This is a genomic window from Pseudomonas sp. WS 5503 (assembly GCF_012985385.1).
Lineage (GTDB): Bacteria > Pseudomonadota > Gammaproteobacteria > Pseudomonadales > Pseudomonadaceae > Aquipseudomonas > Aquipseudomonas paracarnis.
On the sequence record NZ_JAAQWI010000002.1, the window covers coordinates 374,009 to 397,917 of the forward strand.

22 protein-coding genes are annotated in these 23,909 nt (G+C 60.8%); 5 read left to right on the top strand and 17 right to left on the bottom strand.

Translation table 11 applies throughout. From position 1 onward, the window contains the following. Positions 1-95: 95 nt before the first annotated feature. On the bottom strand, positions 96-2,318 hold the full coding sequence (gene ppk1, locus HBO10_RS07505; protein WP_034129027.1) for a polyphosphate kinase 1: 2,223 nt from the start codon (positions 2,316-2,318) through the stop codon (positions 96-98). An 18-nt stretch (positions 2,319-2,336) separates the two neighbouring features. Further along, the gene (gene hemB, locus HBO10_RS07510) at positions 2,337-3,350 is read right to left on the bottom strand and encodes a porphobilinogen synthase (RefSeq protein ID WP_034129028.1); all 1,014 of its coding nucleotides are present in this window, start codon (positions 3,348-3,350) and stop codon (positions 2,337-2,339) included. 208 nt (positions 3,351-3,558) lie between these two features. Between hemB and HBO10_RS07515 the strand changes: the two genes are divergently transcribed. Further along, on the top strand, positions 3,559-4,194 hold the full coding sequence (locus tag HBO10_RS07515; RefSeq protein ID WP_034129029.1) for a DedA family protein: 636 nt from the start codon (positions 3,559-3,561) through the stop codon (positions 4,192-4,194). Here HBO10_RS07515 and HBO10_RS07520 read toward each other — a convergent pair. Further along, the gene (locus HBO10_RS07520) at positions 4,175-5,410 is read right to left on the bottom strand and encodes a sterol desaturase family protein (RefSeq protein ID WP_034129030.1); all 1,236 of its coding nucleotides are present in this window, start codon (positions 5,408-5,410) and stop codon (positions 4,175-4,177) included. The two genes, HBO10_RS07515 and HBO10_RS07520, sit on opposite strands and share 20 nt — an antisense overlap. A 115-nt stretch (positions 5,411-5,525) precedes the next feature. Between HBO10_RS07520 and elbB the strand changes: the two genes are divergently transcribed. Next, positions 5,526-6,191 (top strand): isoprenoid biosynthesis glyoxalase ElbB, encoded by a 666-nt coding sequence (gene elbB, locus HBO10_RS07525; protein ID WP_034129031.1) that lies wholly within the window; start codon positions 5,526-5,528, stop codon positions 6,189-6,191. 146 nt (positions 6,192-6,337) lie between these two features. Here elbB and HBO10_RS07530 read toward each other — a convergent pair whose 3' ends face one another. The 5 genes from HBO10_RS07530 to HBO10_RS07550 all read right to left on the bottom strand — a co-directional run bounded on the left by HBO10_RS07530 (position 6,338) and on the right by HBO10_RS07550 (position 12,171). Then, a complete protein-coding gene (locus HBO10_RS07530) occupies positions 6,338-6,793 on the bottom strand; it encodes a YaiI/YqxD family protein (RefSeq protein ID WP_034129032.1) in 456 nt (151 codons plus the stop codon). Between the two features lies 1 nt (position 6,794). After that, positions 6,795-8,690, bottom strand: a complete 1,896-nt coding sequence (locus HBO10_RS07535) for an FTR1 family protein (RefSeq protein WP_034129033.1) — start codon at positions 8,688-8,690, stop codon at positions 6,795-6,797. A gap of 202 nt (positions 8,691-8,892) precedes the next feature. After that, positions 8,893-9,525, bottom strand: coding sequence for a LysE family transporter (locus HBO10_RS07540; protein ID WP_005792425.1), 633 nt, complete (start codon positions 9,523-9,525; stop codon positions 8,893-8,895). A gap of 169 nt (positions 9,526-9,694) precedes the next feature. Continuing rightward, on the bottom strand, positions 9,695-10,261 hold the full coding sequence (locus tag HBO10_RS07545; protein WP_034129034.1) for a mechanosensitive ion channel family protein: 567 nt from the start codon (positions 10,259-10,261) through the stop codon (positions 9,695-9,697). Further along, the gene (locus tag HBO10_RS07550) at positions 10,261-12,171 is read right to left on the bottom strand and encodes an ATP-binding cassette domain-containing protein (RefSeq protein WP_034129035.1); all 1,911 of its coding nucleotides are present in this window, start codon (positions 12,169-12,171) and stop codon (positions 10,261-10,263) included. Before HBO10_RS07550 ends, HBO10_RS07545 begins: the two co-directional genes overlap by 1 nt. 50 nt (positions 12,172-12,221) lie before the next feature. On the opposite strand from HBO10_RS07550, the gene HBO10_RS07555 reads away from it, so the two are divergent. Then, positions 12,222-12,686 (top strand): TIGR02444 family protein, encoded by a 465-nt coding sequence (locus HBO10_RS07555; RefSeq protein WP_034129036.1) that lies wholly within the window; start codon positions 12,222-12,224, stop codon positions 12,684-12,686. Here the strand turns inward: HBO10_RS07555 and HBO10_RS07560 are convergent. Further along, a complete protein-coding gene (locus HBO10_RS07560; RefSeq protein WP_146469855.1) occupies positions 12,683-13,897 on the bottom strand; it encodes an AlgP family protein in 1,215 nt (404 codons plus the stop codon). The genes HBO10_RS07555 and HBO10_RS07560 overlap by 4 nt on opposite strands. A gap of 192 nt (positions 13,898-14,089) precedes the next feature. Between HBO10_RS07560 and HBO10_RS07565 the strand changes: the two genes are divergently transcribed. Then, positions 14,090-14,767, top strand: coding sequence for an FKBP-type peptidyl-prolyl cis-trans isomerase (locus HBO10_RS07565; RefSeq protein ID WP_034129038.1), 678 nt, complete (start codon positions 14,090-14,092; stop codon positions 14,765-14,767). A 53-nt stretch (positions 14,768-14,820) separates the two neighbouring features. On the opposite strand, the gene HBO10_RS07570 is transcribed toward HBO10_RS07565, so the two are convergent. From HBO10_RS07570 to HBO10_RS07595, 7 genes are all read right to left on the bottom strand, one after another. Further along, positions 14,821-15,279 (bottom strand): Rsd/AlgQ family anti-sigma factor, encoded by a 459-nt coding sequence (locus tag HBO10_RS07570; protein ID WP_034129039.1) that lies wholly within the window; start codon positions 15,277-15,279, stop codon positions 14,821-14,823. 209 nt (positions 15,280-15,488) lie between these two features. Continuing rightward, positions 15,489-16,010, bottom strand: a complete 522-nt coding sequence (locus HBO10_RS07575) for a disulfide bond formation protein B (protein WP_034129040.1) — start codon at positions 16,008-16,010, stop codon at positions 15,489-15,491. A gap of 236 nt (positions 16,011-16,246) precedes the next feature. Then, positions 16,247-17,488 (bottom strand): heme biosynthesis protein HemY, encoded by a 1,242-nt coding sequence (locus HBO10_RS07580; RefSeq protein ID WP_034129041.1) that lies wholly within the window; start codon positions 17,486-17,488, stop codon positions 16,247-16,249. Positions 17,489-17,493: 5 nt separating this feature from the next. After that, entirely contained in the window at positions 17,494-18,609 is a 1,116-nt protein-coding gene (locus HBO10_RS31250; RefSeq protein WP_034129042.1) for a uroporphyrinogen-III C-methyltransferase, read from the bottom strand. Positions 18,610-18,627: 18 nt separating this feature from the next. Further along, entirely contained in the window at positions 18,628-19,386 is a 759-nt protein-coding gene (locus tag HBO10_RS31255) for a uroporphyrinogen-III synthase (RefSeq protein WP_034129043.1), read from the bottom strand. After that, positions 19,383-20,324 (bottom strand): hydroxymethylbilane synthase, encoded by a 942-nt coding sequence (gene hemC, locus HBO10_RS07590; protein WP_034129044.1) that lies wholly within the window; start codon positions 20,322-20,324, stop codon positions 19,383-19,385. Before hemC ends, HBO10_RS31255 begins: the two co-directional genes overlap by 4 nt. A gap of 138 nt (positions 20,325-20,462) precedes the next feature. Next, the gene (locus tag HBO10_RS07595) at positions 20,463-21,209 is read right to left on the bottom strand and encodes a LytTR family DNA-binding domain-containing protein (protein ID WP_034129045.1); all 747 of its coding nucleotides are present in this window, start codon (positions 21,207-21,209) and stop codon (positions 20,463-20,465) included. A 501-nt stretch (positions 21,210-21,710) separates the two neighbouring features. Here HBO10_RS07595 and argH point away from each other — a divergent pair. Beyond that, a complete protein-coding gene (gene argH / locus HBO10_RS07600) occupies positions 21,711-23,105 on the top strand; it encodes an argininosuccinate lyase (RefSeq protein ID WP_034129046.1) in 1,395 nt (464 codons plus the stop codon). A 106-nt stretch (positions 23,106-23,211) separates the two neighbouring features. Here argH and HBO10_RS07605 read toward each other — a convergent pair whose 3' ends face one another. Then, positions 23,212-23,871: a glutathione S-transferase gene (locus HBO10_RS07605; protein WP_034129047.1), complete on the bottom strand. Its 660-nt coding sequence runs from the start codon at positions 23,869-23,871 to the stop codon at positions 23,212-23,214. Positions 23,872-23,909 lie beyond the last annotated feature (38 nt).

The window sequence follows — 23,909 nt, forward strand, 5'->3', positions numbered from 1 at the left end:
GCTCGCGAATGCAGTGGATCAGTCACCAGATGCATTGACTGACACACCGCATTCGCGAGCAAGCCCGCTCCCACATGGAATTGCGTATGCCTGGGCTAGTTCACCGTCAGAATCGGGCTACCCAACTTCTCCAGCAACGTCGCCTGCGCGCTGCGCGGGTTCTGGTTGCCGGTCGGGGTGTTACGCACGTAGCGCCCATCCGACTGCAGGCTCCAGCTATGGGTGTTGTCGGTCAGGTAGCTTTCCAGCTCCTTCTTGACCCGCATGATCAGCTTCTTGCCTTCTACCGGGAAGCAGGTCTCCACACGCTTGTCGAGGTTGCGTTCCATCCAGTCAGCGCTGGAGAGGAACATCTGCTCTTCGCCGCCGTTGAGGAAGTAGAACACGCGGGTATGCTCCAGGAAGCGGCCGATGATCGAGCGCACGTGGATGTTATGCGACACGCCCACAATGCCGGGGCGCAGGCAGCACATGCCACGCACCACCAGGTCGATGCGCACACCGGACTGGCTGGCCTTGTACAGCGCGCGGATGATCTTAGGATCGGTCAGCGAGTTGAACTTGGCGATGATGTGCGCCGGTTTACCGTCGAGAGCGAACTGGGTCTCGCGGGCAATCATGTCGAGCATGCCCTTCTTGAGGGTGAACGGCGCGTGCAGCAGCTTCTTCATGCGCAAGGTCTTGCCCATGCCGATCAACTGGCTGAACAACTTGCCGACGTCTTCACACAGCGCGTCATCGGATGTCAGCAGGCTGTAGTCGGTGTAGAGCTTCGCGTTGCCGGCGTGGTAGTTGCCGGTACCCAAGTGGGCGTAACGCACAATTTCACCGGCCTCACGGCGCAGAATCAACATCATCTTGGCGTGGGTCTTGAAGCCGACCACGCCGTAGATCACCACCGCACCGGCCGCTTGCAGGCGGCTGGCCAGTTGCAGGTTGGACTCCTCGTCAAAGCGCGCCCGCAACTCGATCACCGCGGTGACTTCCTTGCCGTTACGCGCAGCATCCACCAACGCATCGACGATTTCCGAGTTGGCACCGCTGCGGTACAGGGTCTGGCGCACGGCCAGGACGTGCGGGTCCTTGGCAGCCTGGCGCAGCAGGTCGACCACCGGGGTGAACGACTCGAAGGGGTGCAGCAGCAGGATGTCCTGCTTGCTCACCACGCTGAAGATGTTCTCGCTGTTTTGCAAAAGTTTCGGGATCTGCGGAGTGAACGGCTTGTATTGCAGCTCCGGGTGACTGTCCAAGCCGGTGATGCTGAACAGGCGCGTCAGGTTTACAGGGCCGTTGACCTGGTACAGCTCCGACTCGGCCAGGTTGAACTGCTTGAGCAGGTAGTCCGACAAATGTTTCGGGCAGGTGTCCGCCACTTCCAGGCGCACCGCATCGCCATAGCGCCGCGAGAACAGTTCGCCGCGCAGGGCACGGGCCAAGTCTTCAACGTCTTCGGAGTCCAACGCCAGGTCGGCGTTACGAGTCAGGCGGAACTGGTAGCAGCCCTTGACCTTCATGCCCTGGAACAGGTCATCGGCGTGCGCGTGGATCATCGACGACAGGAATACATAGTTGTCGCCAGCGCCCCCTACCTCTTCCGGTACCTTGATGATCCGAGGCAACAGACGCGGCGCTGGAATGATCGCCAGGCCCGAATCGCGGCCGAAAGCGTCGATACCTTCGAGTTCGACGATGAAGTTGAGGCTCTTGTTCACCAGCAAGGGGAACGGGTGCGTCGGGTCGAGGCCGATAGGCGTGATGATCGGCGAAATTTCGTCCCGGAAGTAACGGCGCACCCAGGTCTTGATCTTGGCGGTCCAGTGACGACGACGAATGAAGCGGACCTGATGCTTTTCCAGCTCCGGCAGCAGGATGTCGTTGAGGATCGCGTACTGGCGGTCCACATGGCCGTGCACCAGCTCACTGATACGCGCCAGGGCCTGGTGCGGTTGCAGGCCGTCGGCACCGGCTTGCTCACGGGCGAAGGTGATCTGCTTCTTGAGGCCGGCAACACGGATCTCGAAGAACTCGTCCAGGTTGCTGGAGAAAATCAGCAGGAATTTCAGCCGTTCCAGCAAGGGGTAGGACTCATCCAGCGCCTGCTCGAGCACGCGGATGTTGAATTGCAGTTGTGACAACTCGCGGTGGATGTACAGGCTGCTGTCATCCAGGTTGGTGACCACTGGCGCTGGCGCCGGCGCAGGCGCTTCGGCCACCACCGCAGGCGGTGCAGGCTCCAGCTCCGGCGGGGTCTGGGCGACTTGTTCAACCACCGGGTGAGCGTCTTTTACGGCAACTTCTGAGAGTCCTTCGGTATTCATCGAGTGTTCCTGTGAGGGCTATTGTTGCTCTCTAAGCAATTGGGCGGCGCGGGCGGCGAAGTAGGTCAGAATGCCATCAGCGCCGGCACGTTTAAAGGCAGTCAGGGATTCGAGGATCACCCCTTCACTCAACCAACCATTCTGGATCGCCGCCATGTGCATGGCGTATTCACCGCTGACCTGATAGACAAAGGTCGGCACCTTGAATTCCTCTTTGACCCGGTAAAGAATGTCCAGGTAAGGCATCCCCGGCTTGACCATCACCATATCGGCGCCTTCGGCCAGGTCGGTGGCCACTTCGTGCAGGGCTTCCTGGCTATTGGCCGGGTCCATCTGGTACGAGGCCTTGTTGGCCTTGCCCAGGTTCAGCGCCGAGCCTACCGCATCGCGGAATGGGCCGTAGTAGGCGCTGGCGTATTTGGCCGAGTAGGCCATGATCCGCACATTGACGTGACCGGCCAGCTCAAGGGCTTCGCGAATCGCCTGGATGCGTCCGTCCATCATGTCCGACGGTGCAACCACCTGGGCGCCCGCAGCCGCGTGGGACAACGCCTGCTTGACCAGTGCATCGACGGTGATGTCGTTCTGAACATAACCGTCTTCGTCAAGAATGCCATCCTGGCCGTGGGTGGTGAAAGGGTCCAGGGCCACGTCGGTGATCACGCCCAGCTCCGGGAAACGCTCGCGCAGGGCACGGGTGGCACGCTGGGCAATCCCCTGGGGGTTCCAGGCTTCGGCGGCGTCCAGGGTCTTGAGTTCGGCCGGGGTCACCGGGAACAGCGCCAGCGCCGGGATGCCCAATTCGACCCACTTCGCCGCCTCTTCAAGCAACAGGTCAATGGTCAGACGCTCCACACCCGGCATCGACGCCACCGCTTCCCGGCGATTTTCACCGTCGAGCACGAAAACCGGCAGGATCAGATCATTCGTGGTCAGTACATTTTCACGTACCAGGCGACGAGAAAAATCATCACGACGATTGCGACGCAGACGGGTGGCGGGGAACAGGCGATTGGCAGGGGTAAAGCTCACGACAGACTCCTGAGCCCGTGTTTACGGGCGAGCGTTGCAGTTATAAGCGGCCATTATGACGAATGAATGACAGTTGTGCTTATCGACACGACCTGTAGTCCCATTCGTCATTTGCGTAGGAATTGTTCACTTCGTGACACATCTCGATACTTTCATGAATCTTCGTGAAGGCGTAGGCTGCGCGTTCATTTCGCCAGCACCCTAGACCATGCTTCAACAATTTCTGCATGACTTCGGCTACTTTGCCCTCTTTCTCGGCACGTTCTTCGAAGGCGAGACCATCCTTGTACTCGCAGGCTTCCTGGCGTTCCGTGGCTACATGGATATCAACCTGGTGGTGGTCGTTGCCTTTTTTGGCAGCTACGCCGGCGACCAGCTCTGGTACTACATGGGGCGCAAGCACGGCCGCAAGTTGCTGGCGCGCAAGCCGCGCTGGCAACTGATGGGCGACAAGGCACTGGAACATATCCGCAAGCATCCGGATATCTGGGTATTGAGTTTCCGCTTCGTATACGGGTTGCGCACGGTGATGCCCGTGGCGATTGGCCTGTCCGGCTACCCACCGTTGCGCTACCTGGTTCTGAACGGTATTGGCGCGGCGATCTGGGCCGCGGCACTGGGGGCGGCAGCCTATCACTTCGGCGCAGTGCTGGAAGGAATGCTCGGCAGCGTCAAGAAATACGAGTTGTGGGTATTGGCCGCCTTGCTGGTGCTGGGCTTTGGCCTGTGGCTGCGCCGTCGCTTCAAGAATGCCCGCATCGCCCGCCAAGCCTGTGCCGAGGCCAAGGCTCGGCTGGCTAACGAGCCAGCCTCGGTCGAAACGCCTAAGACACCAACCGAGTAAGCCGGCTTCTGCAACAGTAGAGGCCGATGATGCTGAGCAGGCTGTAGCTCGCCAGGCCCAGCCAGCCCAGGTTGCTGGCGGGCCACAACCCCACCAGCGGCGCCAGCCATACCAAGGGAACATTCAGCGCCAGGCGCGCCAGCTCGGCCTTCAGCGCCCATGGGCGATTCTCCAGCGCCACGCCCAGGGTAAACAACCCCAGCGCCATCGTGCCCCAGCCAAGGACCAGCGCCGTGGAGGGCAAGCCCTCACCGAAATTCATCAGATAACTGCCAAACCCTACATAGGCCGCAAACTGCAAGGCGATGTAGACCTGTTGGCGCACATCCAGCGGCACCTCGAATTTGCGGAACTGACTCAGGTCCGGCTTGGCCATCGGGTACTTGGCCTTGACGTCCGCCGGGCGCCAGCCGGTGCGCATGAACCAGATACGCAGCTTGTCCCACCAACGCTCAGTACGCCGGGCGTCACTCCAGAGTTGCGCATAAAACTGCAGGTTGGCCCACAGCGGGTTCCAGCTGGCCAAGGGTGTGGTCACACCGAAAATCACCGGTTCGTTATCGTCTTCCTCCTGGAAGGTACCGAACAGTCGGTCCCAAATAATGAACACCCCGCCGTAGTTGCGATCCATGTAGAGAGCGTTCTGCGCATGGTGGGCCCGATGATTGGACGGTGTGACGAAAAACCATTCGAACCAGCCAAGCTTGGGAACATGGCGTGTATGGACCCAGAATTGATACAGCAGGTTGAGCGACGCCACGCTGATAAACACCACCAGTGGCACACCAACCACCGCCAGGGGCAAGTAGAAGATCCAGCTCAGCAGGAAACCGGTGCTGGTCTGGCGCAGAGCGGTGCTGAGGTTGTAGTCCTCGCTCTGGTGATGCACCGAATGCGCGGCCCACAGTATGTTGCGCTCATGACCCATGCGGTGCAGCCAGTAGTAGCAGAAGTCATAGAACACAAAGGCAAACACCCAGGTCCAGGCACTCTGGGCAGGCAATTCGAACAGCGCCAGGTGCTCGATGGCGAACGCGTAGGTCAGCAGGCCCACGCCCTTGGTGAGCAAGCCTGTGGTGGTGGACAGCACTCCGGTGCTGAGGCTGTTGATGGCATCCGCCACTCGGTAGTTGCGCACGCCACGCCAACGGTCGGCCAGCAACTCGACCACGATCAGGGCAATAAAAAACGGTACTGCGTAAGGCACAAAGTCCATGGGCTAGTCCGGTCTATTTTTGTTACATCAAGATTAGGTGCAGCGACGTGAGTTCCCATTGGCAAGAAGTTACAAATTAGTAGACATTTAACGCCATGAATCAGGAGAAATGCCCATGAGCAAAAAGATTGCAGTGATCCTTTCCGGCTGTGGCGTGTACGACGGCGCAGAGATCCATGAAAGCGTGATCACCCTGCTGCGCCTGGACCAGCGCGGCGCTCAAGTGGAATGCTTTGCACCCGACGTTGCGCAGTTGCACGTGATCAACCACCTCACGGGCGAAGAAATGCCCGAGTCTCGCAATGTGCTGGTGGAATCCGCGCGCATCGCTCGAGGCGCCGTGAAGGATATTGGCCAAGCCAACGCCGCAGACTTTGACGCGCTGATCGTGCCGGGCGGTTTTGGCGCGGCCAAGAACCTGTCGAACTTTGCCGTGGAAGGCGCCGGCTGCAGCATCAACCCCCAGGTGCTGGCACTGGCTGAAGCCTTTGCCGAAGCGGGCAAGCCGGTGGGTTTGATCTGCATTTCGCCGGCCCTGGCCGCCAAGATCTACGGCCCTGGCGTGACCTGCACCATCGGCAACGATGCCAGCACCGCCGCAGCCCTGGACAAGATGGGCGCCACCCACGTCGAATGCACTGTGGAGGATATCGTCGAGGACCAGGCGCGCAAGCTGGTGAGTACACCGGCCTATATGCTGGGCAAGAACATCAGCGAGGTGGCGTCCGGCATCAACAAGCTGGTGGATCGGGTATTGGAATTAACCCACGAAAACGACTGATGGGGATGCACCTGTGGCGAGGGAGCTTGCTCCCGCTGGGTGGCGAAGCCGCCCCATCTAAGCTGACGCGGTGATTCAGATAAAACACTGACGACGGCTTTGGGGCTGCTGCACAGCCCAGCGGGAGCAAGCTCCCTCGCCACAGGTCAGGCTGGTTTCATCAAGCGGGTAAGAATTCGGTCCAGCGCATTGGCAAACGCCTGCTTGTCCTTTTCGCTGTGGGGCGGCGGGCCGCCGCCCATCTGGCCTTGCTCGCGCAGGTCGGTGAACAGGTTGCGCACCGCCAACCGCTCGCTCATGTTCGCAGGGCTGAACTCCTTGCCACGCGGGTCGAGGGCCGTGATGCCCTTCTTCACCAGTCGATCGGCCAAGGGCACGTCGCTGCAAATCACCAGTTCGCCGGGCACGGCGTGCTCCACCAGGTAATCATCGGCGGCATCCGGCCCGCTGGGCACCACGATCAGCTTCACACAGGCAAAGCTAGGCTTGATCTGGCTTTGCCCTGCGACCAGCACCACCTCAAACTGGCGCTTGAGGGCAAACTTCACCACTTGGTCCTTGGCCGCCCGAGGGCAGGCGTCGGCGTCGATCCACACGCGCATGCTACGCCGCCGCCCGGTGCTTTTCGGTCAGGCGGCTACGGCCATACAACACCACAATCGCCAGGATCGCCACGGCCTGTGCCCCCAACGAGTACGCATCGGCGTGGATGCCCAGCCAGTCGAAGTCAAAGAACGCCACTGGCCGCGTGCCGAAAATGCCCGCTTCCTGCAAGGCTTTCACACCGTGCCCGGCGAACACCACCGACAGCGCACACAGCAACGCGGCGTTGATGCCAAAGAACAGCGCCAGGGGCAACTTCGCCGAACCGCGCAAGATCACCCAGGCCAGGCCCACCAGCAGCACCAGCGCCGTGGCACCACCGGCCAGCACCGCGTTGTGCCCGGCAGGGCCGGCCTGCAGCCACAGGGTTTCGTAGAACAGGATCACTTCGAACAGTTCGCGATATACCGAGAAGAACGCCAGCACGGCAAACCCGAAACGCCCACCGCCGCCCACCAGGCTGCTCTTGATGTAGTCCTGCCAGGCCGCCGCGTGACGCCGGTCGTGCATCCACACGCCGAGCCATAGCACCATCACACTGGCAAACAACGCCGTGCAGCCCTCAAGCAACTCACGCTGGGCGCCGCTGACGTCAATGACATAGGCCGCCAAGGCCCAGGTACCCAAACCTGCCAACAGCGCCAGGCCCCAGCCGACGTTGACGCTGCGCACCGCCGATTGCTGGCCGGTGTTACGCAGGAAGGCGAGGATCGCGGCCAGCACCAGAATCGCTTCCAGGCCTTCACGCAGCAGGATCAGCAAGCCGGAGATATAGCTCAACGACCAGCTCAGGCCATCGCCGCCCAGCAAACCAGCCGATTCAGTGAGTTTGCCTTTGGCTGCATCCAAGCGCTGCTGCACCTGCTCGATAGGCAAGCCGTCCTGCAACGATTGCCGATAGGCCATCAGGGCCTTCTCGGTGTCTTTGCGCACATTGGCATCGACGTTATCCAGGGAGCTTTCCACCAGCTCGAAGCCTTCCAGGTAGGCTGCGACGGATAGATCGTAAGCCTGCTCATGGTCGCCGTTGCGGAAAGCCGCGAGGCTCTTGTCCAGGGTGGCGGCAGTGTAGTCGAGCAACTGCGCGGGGCCACGCTGAACCTGCGGCGGCTGCGCACGCTGGGCGCGGAATGTCGTGGCAGCGTCAGGACCGTCAGCGGCGAGCACTTCAGTGGGGGTCTGGCGGGCCAGGTCGGCGAGGTTGAATGTCTGCTCGCCTTTGGCAGCGGCCGGGTCGGCCGTGAAGCCGGCGATATAGGTTGCCAGGTCCCAGCGCTGGCGGTCGTCCAGTTGGTCAGCGAATGACGGCATGTCGGTACCTTCGACGCCCAGGCCGAGGGTGTTATAGATCGCGTAGAGGCTCAGGCGGTCCAGGCGCGTTGCATCGCGCAGGTTAGCCGGCGGTGGGGTCATGCCCACGCCTGCCGGGCCATCGCCGGCGCCCGTTGTGCCGTGGCACACCGAACAATGCTGGGCGTAGAGCGGCGCGCCGCGCGTCGGGTCCGGCGTGATGGCCGGGGCCTGGCTTACTTCATACGCCACGGCCAGCTTGGCGCCCAATTGACGAGCCTGGCGGGCGACGCTCGCGCCGTCCTGGTGGGCAGTGACCGCGGCCAGCAGCTCATCAACGCCCTTTACCAACTCGGCGCGCTCAGGCTTGTCTGGCAACTCCGCCACCAGCCCCTGCAATACCCCGAGAAACTCGACTTGTTCGCGGTATTCCGAATCATCCACCACCTTGCCCGCCTCTACCGTCGGTGGGTAGTCGGCGCCAATGTAGTCGAGCAAATGCAGGGCTTGCGGCGCGCCCTCGGCGGTCGCGGCCGACAGATTGAGGCTGCACGACAGCAATGCCGGCAACACCAGCCAGGCGAGAAAGCGGAAAGGGGCGGTCATGAATGAATCTCAAGTGGAAATACGAAGTAACACTATTGTTGAGCTTTAATGGATTCGACTCAAGGTGTTATTTCATATCACCCTAAAACCAATGTGGGAGCGGGCTTGCTCGCGAATACGGTATATCAGTCAAAGAAAATAGTGACTGAAGCACCGCATTCGCGAGCAAGCCCGCTCCCACATTTTTGAGCCAGTCGCTTGGTCAGGCCGTGGCGCGATGCAGGCTCGCAAGGAAACCGGCAGCGCCGACAAACAAGCCAGCAAAGGTGCGGTTTACACGTTTCTGTTGTTTAGGCGTACGCAACAGGCGCAAGACTTTCGAGGCCAACCCTGTGTAGCCCGCCATCACGATCATATCGACGCTGATCATGGTCGCACCAAGGATCAGGTACTGGATCAACAACGGCGCCTGCGGGTTCACGAACTGCGGCAGCACCGCCAGCATGAATACCAGCGCCTTGGGGTTGCTGGCGTTGACCAGAAAGCCGCGGAACATCATCGCCATCGGTTTGCCGATCGGGCGTACGGCGGCGTCGTCGGTCATGTCCATGGGCAAAGCGCGCCATTGCTTGATGGCAAGGTACACGAGGTAGGCCACGCCGAACCATTTGATCGCATAGAACGCAGTAGACGAGGCCGCCAGAATGGCCCCCAAACCACCGGCGACCACAGCAATCTGCATCGCCAGGCCCAGTTGCAGGCCGATGGCGTTCCAGTAGCCACGCACAAAACCGTACTGTAGGCCGCTAGACATCGAGGCGATGGCACCGGCGCCAGGAGAAAGGGAGATGATCCAACTGGCCAGGAAAAAGGCCAGCCATGTATCGAGAGCCATTGCACACCTCGCAAGGGAGTTAGCGGTTGTGCCTTAAGCTAACTCCAGCGACCAAAGGCTGGCTACAGATTTCTGCAGGAGAGAGCTTGCTCGCGAAAAATGCACAGGCGATGCGGGCTGACTGCAAGCGCTGCGTTATCGTTGACGGTCTTCGCGAGCAAGCTTGCTCCTACAGGATGTTGGTGCCAGAGCCGGGCCAACGGCGTACCGAGCGCTGGAAGAACAGACTATTGGGCACCTGCACCATCGCGCTGTTGGTCCCGGCTTCCTCGACTTCGATCAGCGTGGTGTAGAGCAAGTTGATCGCCACGACCCGGCCCTTCACGCCCGGCTTGTCGACGGTGTCCACCAGCTCGACGATATCACCCAGGCGAAACGGCCCGACGGTAAAGATCAGGATCGCGCACAGCAAGTTGGACAGCACCGACCACATGGCGAAGAACGCCACGGCCGCCACCGCGACAAAGCCGGACAGGGCCGTCCACAACACCGTGGCCGACACACCCAGGCGGCCCAATACAAAGATCAGTGCACTGCCCATGATCAGCCAGCGCAAGCCGCCGCGCAGGGGCATCAGCAATTGCGGCGGGAGCGGGTAGCGCTCACCCAGGCGTGTCAGGCCTTTGGCGACAAAGCGCTGGGCCAGGTAGCCAGCCAGCAGGATCAGCAGGATTTGCACGCCGATCCAGATGGGTTCGATCCATTGCACCGGTACCGGTAATTGCAACGCCTCCATCAGGACAGCGCCTCCAGCTCCGCTTGCAGGGTTTCGAGCAATTCGAGGGCCTCCATCCAGGTTTCCTCCAATTGCCCCTCGCGCACCTTGAGCTTGGCCTGTTCGGCCAGCAGGTCACGCAGCTCGTCCTTGCGCGCCGCCTCGTACACGGCGCTGTCGCCCAGGCTGGCTTCGATCTTGGCCAGGCGCTCATGCACCTTGCCCAGTTCGGCTTCCAGCTTGTCGGCCTCACGCTTGTGCGGCGCCAACTGCTGGCGCAGCGCGGCGGCGGCCTGGCGCTGGGCTTTCTTGTCGGTCTTGTCCGGGTTGACCGGCGTGTTGCTGGCCGGCGCATTGCGCAGGCGGTACTCCGTCAGCCAGCGCGCGTAGTCGTCCAGGTCGCCATCGAACTCTTCGACCTTACCGTCGGCCACCAGCAGGAAGTTGTCGGTGGTGCTCTTGAGCAGGTGACGGTCGTGAGACACCACCAATACCGCACCGCTGAACTCCTGCAGGGCCATGGTCAGCGCCAGGCGCATTTCCAGGTCCAAGTGGTTGGTCGGCTCGTCGAGCAGCAACAGGTTCGGGCGATCCCACGCGATCAGGGCCAGGGCCAGCCGGGCTTTTTCGCCACCGGAGAAATTCAGCACAGGTTCGTCAATGCGTGCGCCACGGAAGTCGAAACCGCCAAGGAAGTCGCGCAGGGTCTGCTCGCGCTCGGTCGGCGCCAGACGTTGCAGGTGCAACAACGGGCTTGCCTTGGCGTCCAGCGAGTCCAGTTGGTGCTGGGCGAAGTAACCCACCACCGTGTTCTCGCCACGAGTGAGGCGACCGGCCAGCGGCTCAAGCTCACCCGAAAGGTTCTTGATCAGTGTCGACTTGCCTGCACCGTTCGGGCCGAGCAAACCGATGCGTGCGCCCGGCGTGAGCTGCAGCTTGACCTTCTCCAGGATGGTTTTGTCGCCATAGCCAAGGCGAGCGTCCGAGAGGTCCAACAGCGGGCTGGAGATCTTCACCGACTCACGGAAGACAAAGTCGAACGGCGAATCGACGTGGGCCGCCGACAGCTCTTCCATGCGCTCCAGGGCCTTGATCCGGCTCTGGGCCTGGCGGGCCTTGGTGGCCTGGGCCTTGAACCTTGCGATGTAGCTTTCCATGTGCGCACGTTGCGCCTGTTGCTTTTCAAAGGCCTGTTGCTGCTGTGCCAGGCGTTCGGCACGCGCGCGTTCGAACGCGGTATAGCCGCCACGGTAAAGGGTGATTTTCTTCTGTTCGACATGGGCGATGTTATCGACCACGGCGTCGAGGAAATCCCGGTCGTGGGAAATCAGCAGCAAGGTGCCCTGGTAACTCTTGAGGAAGTCTTCCAGCCACAGGATCGCATCGAGATCCAAGTGGTTGGTCGGTTCGTCGAGCAGTAGCAGGTCCGAGGGGCACATCAGCGCTTGGGCCAGGTTCAGGCGCATGCGCCAGCCGCCGGAGAAGTCGGCGACCGGACGGTCCATCTGTTCGTTGGTAAACCCAAGGCCGGCGAGCATCTTGCGAGCACGGGCGTCGGCGGTATAGCCGTCGGCGCTGTCCAGCTCCGAGTGCAGGCGCGCCTGTGCGGCACCGTCCTGGGCTTTTTCGGCCTCAGCCAGGTTGTGCTGCACCTGGCGCAGGCGCAGGTCGCCATCGAGCACGTAGTCGATGGCGATACGGTCCAGGGTGTCGATCTCCTGGCGCATATGGGCAATGCGCCAGTCGGCCGGCAGCAGGCAGTCCCCCGAATCCGGGGTCAGCTCACCCAGCAACAAGGCGAACAACGTGGATTTGCCGGCGCCATTGGCTCCGATCAGGCCGGCTTTGTGACCGGCGTGCAGGGTCAGCTCGGCGTCTTCGAGAAGACGTTGCGGGCCACGCTGTAATGTTAGGCTTTGAAGTCGGATCATAATGGCGGCGGAGTCTACCAGCTTCGTTGGCCGCTGGCTTGGGTGTGAATATGTGCGCTGACCTGTGGAGCTTTGCCCTTTCGACCTATGCCCGCCCGGGCGTGGAGGCCGCTTGCCTGCGCTTGCAGGAGCAAGGGGCAGACGTGTGCCTGTTGTTGTGTGGTGCGTGGCTGGAATGGCGAGGTGTGGCATATAAGCCCGAACGCGTTCAGGCACTGCAGCAGATTGCCCAGCCGTGGCGGGTGCAGGTTGTCGAACCCTTGCGACAAATGCGCGGGCAATGGCGAGCCTTGGCCCAGCAGGATGCGCAATTGGCATTGCTACGAGAGCAGGTCAAGACACTGGAACTGGAGGCCGAAAGAACGCTGCTGGCGCGCTTGGAAGCGCTGGCGCAGGCGTGGCCGATCAATGAGGTGCCGGGTCAGCAAGAATGGCTTGAAGGCCTGGCGACCGAAGCCGCCAACCTTGACCACGACGCGCTGCTGCAATTGCGCGCCATGGCCACCAACACTTAGGAAGCGCTGGTTGGGGTGGTGCTTGGCGCTACCGGTGCAGGGGTGCTGCTGGCCGATGCAGTTGGAGCGGTGGCTGCTGCCGGAGTAGCAGTGGGTGCTGCTGGAGTAGCTGGCTTTGCGGGCGCTGGCTTGGCAGCGGGCTTCGCGGCCGGTTTGGCGGCAGCAGGTTTAGCAGTTGGCTTAGCGGCTGATTTGGCAGCAGCGGGTTTAGCGGCCGGTTTGGCAACTGCCGTTTTAGCGACTGGCTTGGCAGCTGGTTTGGCAGCAGCAGGTTTAGCAGCTGGCTTCGCGGCTGGCTTGGCAGCAGCAGTTTTAGCGGCTGGCTTAGCGGCTGGTTTGGCAGCAGTAGTTTTAGCAGCTGGCTTAGCGGCTGGTTTGGCAGCAGCAGTTTTAGCGGCTGGCTTCGCGGCTGGTTTGGCAGCAGCAGTTTTAGCAGCTGGCTTCGCGGCTGGTTTGGCAGCAGCAGTTTTAGCGGCTGGCTTCGCGGCTGGTTTGGCAGCAGCAGTTTTAGCGGCTGGCTTGGCGGCTGGTTTGGCAGCAGCAGTTTTAGCAGCTGGCTTAGCGGCTGGTTTGGCAGCAGCAGTTTTAGCAGCTGGCTTAGCGGCTGGTTTGGCAGCAGCAGTTTTAGCGGCTGGCTTCGCGGCTGGTTTGGCAGCAGCAGTTTTAGCAGCTGGCTTGGCGACTGGTTTGGAAGCAGCGGTTTTAGCAGCTGGCTTGGCGACTGGTTTGGAAGCAGCAGTTTTAGCGGCTGGCTTCGCGGCTGGTTTGGCAGCAGTTTTAGCGGCTGGCTTCGCGGCTACTTTTGCAGGCGTACGAGCACCCAGTGCCTTAGCTACGGCTTCCTTCACACGGCCAACGCCTTGGGCCAATTTCAGGCTTTCTTGAGCGTCTTTTTTGAGTTGGGAAATGTAGCTGCGGGTTTCGGCTTGGCGATCCTTGAGAGCATCCAGCAGCTCTTCAAGTTCTTTGACCGCGCCTTTGGCTTTGGCTTGCGCCTTGGACTTGCCGGCAGTGGCGGCGTCTTGCAGTTTGGTGCGGGACTTGTGCAGTTTTTCTTGCGCTTTACCGCGTTGCTTTTCCAGTTTGGCGAGCAGTTTTTCTGCATCAGCCAAGGCTTGGGAGCACGCGCTTTCCAGATGTTCGAGCAGGCTGCCCGAAAGTTGTTGGAGCAAGTGCAACGGGGTATTTACAGGCTTCTGTTTGGCCGACATGGTTTACCTCCTGGCTGACGTGGGTGCGGCTCATACTAGCCCTCTGCTCTTACCGCCGCTAGGGCATGTTGACAGTATCGTTTGCGTTGCGTTGCAACGTGCGAAAATTCTTATCGATATAACGGAAAACCACGTCACTTTTTACCCAGCCGCACTGGCATAATCCGTCGCACTTTCGCCGGGAGAATGCCCATGTCGCGTTACCTTTTTCTAGTGTTCGGCTTGGCGATCTGCGTGGCCGATGCAAGCGAGCAACCCTCTTCAAACACCACCGCCGCAACCCCACACGATCTTGCCTATAGCCTGGGCGCAAGCCTTGGCGAACGGTTGCGCCAGGAAGTCCCCGACCTGCAGATACAGGCTCTGCTCGACGGACTCAAGCAAGCCTACCAGGGCAAACCACTGGCGCTGGATAACGCGCGCATCGAACAGATCCTCGCACAGCACGAAGCGCAGAACGCCGCCGACGCCCAACGACCTCAAAGCGAAAAAGCACTCGCTGCCGAGCAGCAATTTCTCTCAAAGGAAAAAGCCACCGTCGGGGTTCGTCAGTTGGCCGATGGGATCCTGCTCACCGAGCTGGTAGCGGGCACTGGCAACAAGCCGTTGGCCAGCGATGAAGTGCAGGTTAAATACGTGGGCCGACTGCCTGACGGAACTGTCTTCGACAAAAGTACGCAACCGCAATGGTTTCGCCTCAACAGCGTGATCAGCGGTTGGAGCAGTGCATTGCAACAGATGCCGGTGGGTGCGAAATGGCGTCTGGTGATTCCTTCAGCCCAGGCCTATGGCGCAGACGGCGCAGGTGAGTTGATCCCCCCCTATACGCCGCTGGTGTTCGAAATTGAACTGCTCGGTACTCGCCACTGACCCATAAAAAAACGGTGCGACATGCGCACCGTTTTTTATCTCGCCGCCAAGGGTCAGGCCTGGACAGCAGCCTTTTGTTTGTGGGCCGTGTGCAACACTTCGATCAGGCAATCTTCCAACTCGAAACGCTCATGGAGCAGACCGCCGAGCTCCTTGAATTTTTCAGCAACACACTTGCCTTCATCACACAGATCATTGAAGGCCAGCAGCTTCTCGGTGATCACATCAATGCGCGGGTAAAGGGTTTCGGCCAATTCCAATCCGCGCTTGTCATTGAAGGCTTTCGCTTCGCCGGTCAGCTGCTCATAAACCTCAAAATGACCCGCAGACACGTAGTCCACCAAAGACCCGCAGAATTCTTGCAGAGGCTTTTGCTTCTCAGCCAATGCATCGGGATGGGCACCAAGAGTGTCATAGGCCTGAATCAGTTCGTGGCGCTCCAACAGCCATCTATCGATCAGCTTATGCACCCCACCCCAGCGTTCCTGAGCATTCTGACAACTTTCCAACATGATGATCTCTCTTCCCTATTGGGGCGCCGCAGCTCTGTACCTGCGCAACACTTCAAGGATGAAGCAGCAGACGGACAAGGCCGTGTCTGACAAGCGGTTTGGATAACGCGTGCGGGCCAGATTATGCCCGCATGACTATGGCTTCAAGGTACGCAGGAGAGAATGTTCATACAAGTGTTTAATCCGCTCCTACAACCTGAGTCTCGTTTTCAAGGCGTTGCGAGGCGCAAATGCCTGTCGAACAACAACCGTGACACCTGCATGAACCCCAGGATCAGCATCGCCACGAAGAACAACAGACTCCACTCAGGCAGGCTCAGGTCAAACAGCGTCCAGTTGATTTCGACACAATCGACCGTGCCATTGAACACCGAGCGCATTGCCTGCCAGACAGACAGGTTTTCAAGCATATGCTGCACGCTGGGCCAGCAATCCCCGACCTGACTGGCCGGCCTGTTCTGCAACAGCACTTGCCTGCCTGCGGTGATGGCGCCCAACAACGCACAGGCCATGCTCGCCAGCCCGTAGAGGCAATGGCCGGAACGCCCAGGTCTATGAAGCGCGGCAATCAGGTTGATCAAAGCAAAAGACGCGAGGAACAGGCGCTGTACCTGACATAGAAAACAAGGTCGTAGCAGCGCGCCGTATTGAAGGTAGAAAGACGCGCCCAACGTCAGCGCACCCGCCATGAACGCCAGGAAAAACAAAGAGCGTAAAGGGGCCAAAGACATTGTTTATCCGCACTGCAAGAGATAGGTCGCTACGGTAGAGGAAAGGCCCGACCCCTTTCAATACGCCCTAGAGCAGACATTTCCTCGAAAACATAAGGACAACCCGCCACGGGCCCGAGGAAATTCAGTTACAACAGGTAGGAATTAGTAACAAGGCCAGTTAAACCGAGTGTTTTCAAGCTTTGAAGGAGCGGGTGTCGGATCGGTCCGAGCCAATCCACTCACCCTTTCCTACTTCAAGCTCGCGCAGGCACCGGCAGCGGCGAAGACAGCAGGCGATTGTCGAGCAATCCCAAGCCTTCCTGAAACAGCTGGTTGCTGCGCTCGGTGTCGCCCAATTGGGCCAGCAGGCGAGCCAATTCGGCGCAGGCTTCGGGATTGCGCTGCACTTGCAGGCTGCTTTCCAGATAATCCCGCGCCTTGCCCCACAGACTGTTTTGCAGGCACAGACGGCCCAGCGTCAGCAACAGGCTGGCATCGCCTGGGTGGTCCTTGAGCCAGCCTTCGGCAAACTTCAATTGGCGCGCAGGATCACTGCCGCGCAACAGGCCGTACAACCGGATCAAGTGGCTGTCATAACCGCGCTTGAGAGCACCACGCAGCACTTCTTCGGCCTTGGCATCCGCGCCCAATCGACGCAGTTGGTCGGCATACGCCAACACCAGTTGTGGCTGTTGGCGCTGGGCAGTGGTCAGTTGCTCCCATGCGCGTTCCAAGGACTGCAACCCTGCTTCGCCTTGCTCTTCACGCTGGGCCGCCAGGCTCAGGTTCTCGCCCCAGGCGCGACGCTCCAGCTCGGCCAGTTCATTGGCGGGCAAGACTTTGTCCTTGCGCAGCTCAGGCAGCAGGCGAATCACAGACGACCAATCGCCACGCTGTTGATGCAGGCGTTGCAGTTGTCGCAGCACTTGCGCGTTATGCGGGTGACGCTCATGCATCGCCTGAAGAGTGACCAGCGCGCCTTCCGTATCACCTCGATCCATCTGCAATTGCGCGTGGCTCAAGGCAATGGCCAGTTCGGCCTGGGGCTGGCGCTCCAGAGCGCGCTCCAGCAAGCCGTCGGATTCCTCATAACGGCCCTGTTCATTAGCCGCACGGGCGGCACCGATGTAATACAGCAGCGGCTGACGCTCTGCTTCGGCGGCGCGGTGCAAGTGGCGCTCCGCACTGGCCCAACGTCCCTCGGCGAGGTCCATCTGGCCTTGCTCGATAGCGATCTGAACACGGCGGCTGCGATTGCGCCGTGACCAGGGGTTGACCACGCCACCGGATGTGGTGACCAGGCTCCACAACACGCGGACCAGATAAATCGCCAGGCCGATGGCAAACACCGCCACCAATGTCGCCCACAGGCTTGATTCGTAATGCAGCAGGTGAGGATAGGTAATCAACACGTAGCCGGTGTGCTTCGAAATGCCTACACCCAGGGCCAGGGCGAGCGCAATTGCGAGCACCAGGATCACATAGAAACGCTTCATCAGCTCTACTCCTGGGTCGCCGGTTTGCCAGCCGCGGCCTTGGCTTCGTCGGCCGACAGATGACGACGCTCAAGGTACGCCTGCACAGCGGCCAGGCTCGCGGCCAGGTCAGGCGTGACCACGGACACGGCCTTGGGCTCAAGCTCGGCAATGCGCGCCAGCATCGCCTTGCTCTGCGGGTTGTCCTGGTTGAAGTTGTCCTGCAACACGCTGCGCGCTTCCCCCAACGAGCGGCTGTAGACGGCCGCCTCGCCGTTAAGCGCAGCCCATTGGGCTTGCTCCAGTGCCAGGCTCAAGGCCAGGCGCACTTGGTTCAGGCCTTGGCCTGCCAGCAAGGGACGGATGTTGTCATCCGGGTTGAAGTCAATGCGGAAATAACGGGAGATCTGCTCCCACCACTGGCTCAACTGGTTCTGCGTATCGCTGGTGGGGCGCCCCTGGGAAGCAGGCTCCGTGAGCTGATACTCCGGGGCAATCGCCGCCAGTTGCACCACCTGGTCACGCAAGGCAGCCAATTGCAGGTACAGGCCGGTACGGTCCGGTTGCTCGGTGCTGCGCAGCGCGGCCAGGCTCTTGGCCAATTGCTCCCGTGCAGCGAAAGCCCCTGGGTCGCTCTGTTCGCGAAGAATCTCGTCGGCACCCTGGACCAGCGACTGGGCGCTGTTAATGTCTTGCAAGGCGGACAAACGCAAGCTGGCCAGACGGATCAGATGCTCGGCCTCGGCCAGGCGCCAGTCCTTGCGGCTGGCACCCAACACGGTTTCCAGACGCTGGTTGAGGCGCTGCTGATCTCCCTGCAACTGCGTGACCAGGCGGCGACGCTCTTCCAGCTCATCCGCACCCGGCAACTGCGCCAGGCGGGCGGCCAGCTGTTGCTGGCCTTGCTTGAGGCTCTGGGACTGGTCATCCAGGGTCTGCACCTGGCCCAGTTGGTGCTGGCTGCTGGCTTGCAGGGCACGGACCTGCCAGATCCCCCAGCCGCCGGCGGCTACGCCCGCAGCGCCCAACAGCAAGGCGACGACGGCCAGGCCATTGCCACGGCGTGGTGCGCTGACCGGTGTCTCGACCGGCGCATCAAGCGCGGGCTGAGCTTCATCTTTAGGCAAGGCTGTTTCGCTCACGTATCCGTCCTTTGCGTATCAGAGAGTGGGAACGGGATAGCTCCCTAACGCCACTAACAAAGCCGCGGCACTCGCGCCGCGACAATCCACAACTTTTTCTGCACCCGCCGCCCGCGCCATTTCATATACACGCGGGCTGGGCACGAACAACGGCAGCTGTGCCACCTCTGGCCAATCGGGGCCGGCTAACGCGTGCAGATGTAAGAAACCCTGCCCACTGCTGACCACCAGGCCGTTCAAGCGTTCCAACTGGATGCGTTGCATCAACGCGCCCTTTTCATACACCGGAAGAAAACGCCGATACAATTCCAGGTAATCGACACTAGCACCTTGCTCGCGTAAACGCTCTGCCAGCAACTCACGCCCGCCCTCGCCGCGCAGGATCAGCACCCGGGCACCCGGCAGTGCAATAGCCTCGCGCAAGGCGGGCAGTTCAAGCAAGGCCTCGCTGTCATCGCCAGTGGCGGGATAGTGAACCTTGAGTCCATGATCGGCCAGTATCTGTGCCGTCGCCGCGCCGACACTGAACCAGGGCATTGGCGGCACACTGCCCCCCAACCGCTGCAACGCCAGGCGTGCAGCCGGCTTGCTCACCACGATGACAGCGCAATAGCGCGGCAGCGCGCCGAACACCGCGTGTTGCTCTGCGGTCACCGACAAGGCTTCAGTCTCCAGCAAAGGCAGGCAGTTGCTGTGAATACCGCTCTGGGCCAATAACGCCGCCACGGCCGTCGACTCCTCGGCAGGCCGCGTCAGCAGCACTCGCCATTTGGTCACTGCGGGCCGGCCTCGCCATAGACTTTTTGCAAAATGGCACCCGCGCCTTTTTCCAGCAGTTCCTCGGCGACCTGAATCCCCAGGGCCGTGGCATCACGCTGCGGCCCACGCACCTCGGCGGTCAGCAGGTTACCGCCGTCCGGATCACCGACCAAGCCACGAAGCCACAGGTTCTCACCTTCGAGTACGGCATAGCAGGCGATGGGCACTTGGCAGCCACCGTTGAGGTGTTTGTTCAAGGCACGCTCGGCGGTAACACGCACTTCGGTGTCCGCGTGATCGAGAGGCTTGAGCAGTGCGTGAATTTCGCTGTCGGCGGTGCGACATTCGATGCCGACTGCGCCCTGCCCGCCAGCGGGCAGGCTGTCTTCGACGCTGATGGCCGAGGTGATGCGGTCTTCAAAGCCCAGGCGGATCAGGCCGGCAGCGGCGAGGATGATCGCGTCGTATTCGCCGGCGTCCAGCTTGGCGAGGCGCGTGTTAACGTTGCCACGCAAAAAGCGGATCTGCAGGTCGGGACGCCGCGTCAGCAACTGGGCCTGGCGACGCAGGCTGGAGGTGCCGACGATACTGCCTGGCGGCAATTCGTCCAGAGACGCGAAGGTGTTGGAAACGAAGGCGTCGCGCGGGTCTTCGCGCTCGCAGATACAAAAAAGGCCCAGGCCTTCAGGGAAGTCCATGGGCACGTCTTTCATCGAATGCACGGCGATGTCGGCTTCGTTATCCAGCAGCGCAGTTTCCAATTCCTTGACGAACAGGCCCTTGCCGCCGATTTTGGACAGTGGCGAGTCCAGCAGCTTATCGCCGCGACTGACCATGGGCACCAGGGAGACCTTGAGGCCGGGATGGGCCTGCTCAAGGCGTGCTTTGACGTATTCGGCCTGCCACAAGGCCAAGGCGCTTTTACGGGTGGCGATGCGGATTTCGCGAGAGGACATGGATCAATCCGTACTGAATAGATACGGCGGATAATAACAGCTCAGGCAAATACGCTTTGATTTGAATCAGCAAGTGCGGGGCCTCCCTGGCCACGCCGCACCGGGATAAGGAATGCAGACCGCGCCGCAGCCCTTGGGCTAAAGCTGCTGCATCATTTTGCGCACGCCAGCGACATGGCGTCGGCTGACGATCAACGCATCGCCATTGAGCCCCTTCAGGAATAACTGAAAGTGCCCCAGGGGCGTGCGCTGCAGGCGCTCGATACGTTCACGGGCGACCAGCGCGTTGCGATGAATGCGCACGAAACGCTCGCCAAACTCGTCTTCAAGCGCCTTGAGCGGCTCATCGAGCAACACTTCACCGGTCTCGTGGCGCAAGGTCACGTATTTGTGATCGGCAATAAAGTAGACCACCTGGCCGAGTGGGATCAGTTCGATGCCCTTGCGGGTACGCGCGCTGATATGGCTCCGTGGCCCGTTACCACTTTGCGCAGCCGGTTGCGTCAAGGCAGCCAGTTGGGCGCGGCTGGGACGCTCGGCTTTTTTCAAGGCTTTGAGCAAGGCTTCGGCAGTGGCCGGCTTGACGAGAAAACTGACACCGCTGTCTTCCAGCGCCTGTGCAGAAAACTCATCCTGCGCCGCACACAACACCACGGCAGGCGGCGATTCGCGTTCGCTCAGGCGGGCGGCGACCTGCAGGCCATCAAAGCCCGGCATCCGGATATCGAGCAGCACTACATCGGGCTTGTGGCTGTCGATCAGCGTCAACGCCTCCTCGCCACTGGTGGCACTCGGTTCAAGGACTGAATAACCCTCGAGTTCACTGACCAGACGGCTCAGTCGCTCGCGGGCTTGGGGTTCGTCATCAACGATCAGGACATTCATATTGCGCTGGATTCCTGCGTGAGTCTCGCACAAGGATAGCGTAGACAGGTGCGGTGACTGACGTCACAGCGATCCACGCTAAGACTAGCGCGAGCGGCAAAAAGTGCCCTGAGAATGGCACCCAAATTTACCCGGACCTGTTCAATAGCGCCCAAGACCCGCTGCATTCGGGCATCGTCGTAGGGTTCACTGATAAACAATCCGAATACCCCCCTGTTTAATGGATAGTCTGGTTATGACCGCATCACCCGACTTTGGTGCATTCACACACTATCAGTCCAACTGTAGACGCTCACTGAGGCGACATTGCTCAATCGTCAAATATCGTTTCAATAAGTACCTGTCACCAGTCTCGTCCCGGATGCGGTCGGCGGCAAGGCACTTAGCCATCTCTTACACAAATAAAATTGCCGACCACCCGCAGCACCGCCTCCACGGGCAACCCTGTTATGATCGCCTGCACACCTTCATGCCTCTTTTAAGCAGATCACGAGCGAATCCATGAGCACCGACAAGACCAACCAGTCCTGGGGCGGCCGCTTCAGTGAACCCGTCGACGCCTTCGTCGCGCGCTTCACCGCCTCCGTCACCTTCGATCAACGCCTGTACCGCCACGACATCATGGGCTCCATCGCCCACGCTACGATGCTGGCCAAGGTCGGCGTGCTGACCGACGCCGAGCGTGACAGCATTATCGACGGCCTGACCACCATCCGCGGTGAGATCGAGGCAGGGACGTTCGACTGGCGCGTAGACCTCGAAGACGTGCACATGAACATCGAGGCACGCCTCACTGATCGCATCGGCGTGACCGGCAAAAAACTGCACACCGGCCGTAGCCGTAACGACCAGGTCGCCACCGATATCCGCCTATGGCTGCGCGATGAGATCGACCTGATCCTGGGCGAAATCACCCGCCTGCAAAAAGGCTTGCTGGAGCAGGCCGAGCGTGAATCGGACACCATCATGCCCGGCTTCACCCACCTGCAGACAGCACAACCCGTGACCTTCGGCCACCACCTGCTGGCCTGGTTCGAAATGCTCAGCCGCGACTACGAACGCCTGGTCGATTGCCGCAAGCGCGCCAACCGCATGCCGCTGGGCAGCGCTGCACTGGCCGGCACCACCTACCCGATCGACCGTGAGTACACCGCACAACTGCTGGGCTTTGACGCCGTGGGCGGCAATTCTTTGGACGGCGTGTCGGACCGTGACTTCGCCATTGAATTCTGCGCCGCAGCCAGCATCGCGATGATGCACCTGTCGCGCTTCTCCGAAGAGCTGGTGCTATGGACCAGTGCGCAATTCCAGTTCATCGACTTGCCGGACCGCTTCTGCACCGGCAGCTCGATCATGCCGCAAAAGAAAAATCCCGACGTGCCAGAGCTGGTGCGTGGCAAGAGCGGCCGTGTGTTTGGCGCGCTGATGGGCCTGCTGACCCTGATGAAAGGTCAACCACTGGCCTACAACAAGGACAACCAGGAAGACAAGGAACCGCTCTTCGACGCCGCCGACACCCTGCGCGACTCGCTGCGCGCCTTTGCCGACATGATCCCGGCGATCAAGCCCAAGCACGCGATTATGCGTGAAGCGGCACTGCGCGGGTTCTCCACCGCGACCGACCTGGCGGATTACCTGGTGCGCCGTGGCCTGCCGTTCCGTGACTGCCACGAAATCGTTGGCCACGCCGTGAAGTACGGTGTGGACACCGGCAAGGACCTTGCGGAAATGAGCCTGGAAGAACTGCGCCAGTTCAGCGACCAGATCGAGCAGGATGTGTTTGCCGTGCTGACCCTGGAAGGCTCGGTGAAAGCCCGTAACCATGTGGGCGGCACTGCGCCGGCACAGGTCAAGGCGGCGGTCGTGCGCGGCAAGGCATTGCTCGCCAGCCGCTAAAACTGTGGCGAGGGAGCTTGCTCCCGCTGGGCTGCGCAGCGGCTCAAAAATCTTGGGAGCGCTTCGCACTCCAGCGGGAGCAAGCTCCCTCGCCACAAAAGCGACTCTATTTCTTGGCCGCAATCATCGCCATGAACGCCGGCATCGCCGCCTGCCTGTCCGCCTCTACCTTCTGCGCATTGGGCATCTCATTCAGGCGCGCCAACAATGCCTTCGCCTTCGGCAACTGCTCCAGCAGGTCCAGCCCAAACAGCTTTTCGCCCACACCGCAGGCCAGGCTGAGGCTGTACATGAAATACAGGTCCGCGAGGGTGAAGCTCTCACCTGCCACATAAGGCGCAAACTTACCGTGCCGGCCTAACGTACCCATCCCAAGCAGCAGCTCGGCCCTGGATTTTTCCTTGATCGCCTCCGGCACCGTCATGCCGAAAAAAGCCTCGGCGTAACACGCCCGCGCAGGCAGTTCGATGTACAGCTCGATCTCACGGCACAACGCCAACACCTGAGCCCGCGCAAACGGGTCGGCGGGCAACAGCGCCGGGCCTTCCTGGCTCTGCTCGAGGTATTCGAGGATGACGCTGGTTTCGTTGATGAACCCCTGCTTCACACCCAGCACCGGCACTTTGCCGCGGGGGCTGACCGCCAAAGCTTCGGGGGTTTGCCCGGCGTAAAAAGGCACTTCTTCGAAGGGCAGTCCTTTCTCCAACAGCGCCAGCTTGACCATGTTGTAGTAGTTGCTGACCGAAAATCCGTAAAGCTTGAGCATCGCAAAGCCTCCAGGCCGGGTGTGGGGTTGGCTGCAAG

Bases quoted from the DNA above. Each gene is read 5' to 3' on its own strand.
- HBO10_RS07565 (WP_034129038.1), top strand. From the start codon at position 14,090: ATGTCGCGTTACCTTTTTCTAGTGTTCGGCTTGGCGATCTGCGTGGCC.
- HBO10_RS07575 (WP_034129040.1), bottom strand. From the start codon at position 16,010: ATGTCTTTGGCCCCTTTACGCTCTTTGTTTTTCCTGGCGTTCATGGCG.
- HBO10_RS07605 (WP_034129047.1), bottom strand. From the start codon at position 23,871: ATGCTCAAGCTTTACGGATTTTCGGTCAGCAACTACTACAACATGGTC.
- HBO10_RS07570 (WP_034129039.1), bottom strand. From the start codon at position 15,279: ATGTTGGAAAGTTGTCAGAATGCTCAGGAACGCTGGGGTGGGGTGCAT.
- HBO10_RS07540 (WP_005792425.1), bottom strand. From the start codon at position 9,525: ATGGCTCTCGATACATGGCTGGCCTTTTTCCTGGCCAGTTGGATCATC.
- HBO10_RS07530 (WP_034129032.1), bottom strand. From the start codon at position 6,793: ATGCGCGTGTGGATCGACGCCGACGCCTGCCCTCGGGCGGCCAAGGAC.
- HBO10_RS07520 (WP_034129030.1), bottom strand. From the start codon at position 5,410: ATGGACTTTGTGCCTTACGCAGTACCGTTTTTTATTGCCCTGATCGTG.
- HBO10_RS07560 (WP_146469855.1), bottom strand. From the start codon at position 13,897: ATGTCGGCCAAACAGAAGCCTGTAAATACCCCGTTGCACTTGCTCCAA.
- HBO10_RS07515 (WP_034129029.1), top strand. From the start codon at position 3,559: ATGCTTCAACAATTTCTGCATGACTTCGGCTACTTTGCCCTCTTTCTC.
- HBO10_RS07580 (WP_034129041.1), bottom strand. From the start codon at position 17,488: ATGAAGCGTTTCTATGTGATCCTGGTGCTCGCAATTGCGCTCGCCCTG.
- HBO10_RS07535 (WP_034129033.1), bottom strand. From the start codon at position 8,690: ATGACCGCCCCTTTCCGCTTTCTCGCCTGGCTGGTGTTGCCGGCATTG.
- ppk1 (WP_034129027.1), bottom strand. From the start codon at position 2,318: ATGAATACCGAAGGACTCTCAGAAGTTGCCGTAAAAGACGCTCACCCG.
- HBO10_RS07545 (WP_034129034.1), bottom strand. From the start codon at position 10,261: ATGGAGGCGTTGCAATTACCGGTACCGGTGCAATGGATCGAACCCATC.
- HBO10_RS07550 (WP_034129035.1), bottom strand. From the start codon at position 12,171: ATGATCCGACTTCAAAGCCTAACATTACAGCGTGGCCCGCAACGTCTT.
- HBO10_RS07595 (WP_034129045.1), bottom strand. From the start codon at position 21,209: ATGAATGTCCTGATCGTTGATGACGAACCCCAAGCCCGCGAGCGACTG.
- elbB (WP_034129031.1), top strand. From the start codon at position 5,526: ATGAGCAAAAAGATTGCAGTGATCCTTTCCGGCTGTGGCGTGTACGAC.
- argH (WP_034129046.1), top strand. From the start codon at position 21,711: ATGAGCACCGACAAGACCAACCAGTCCTGGGGCGGCCGCTTCAGTGAA.
- hemC (WP_034129044.1), bottom strand. From the start codon at position 20,324: ATGTCCTCTCGCGAAATCCGCATCGCCACCCGTAAAAGCGCCTTGGCC.
- HBO10_RS07555 (WP_034129036.1), top strand. From the start codon at position 12,222: ATGTGCGCTGACCTGTGGAGCTTTGCCCTTTCGACCTATGCCCGCCCG.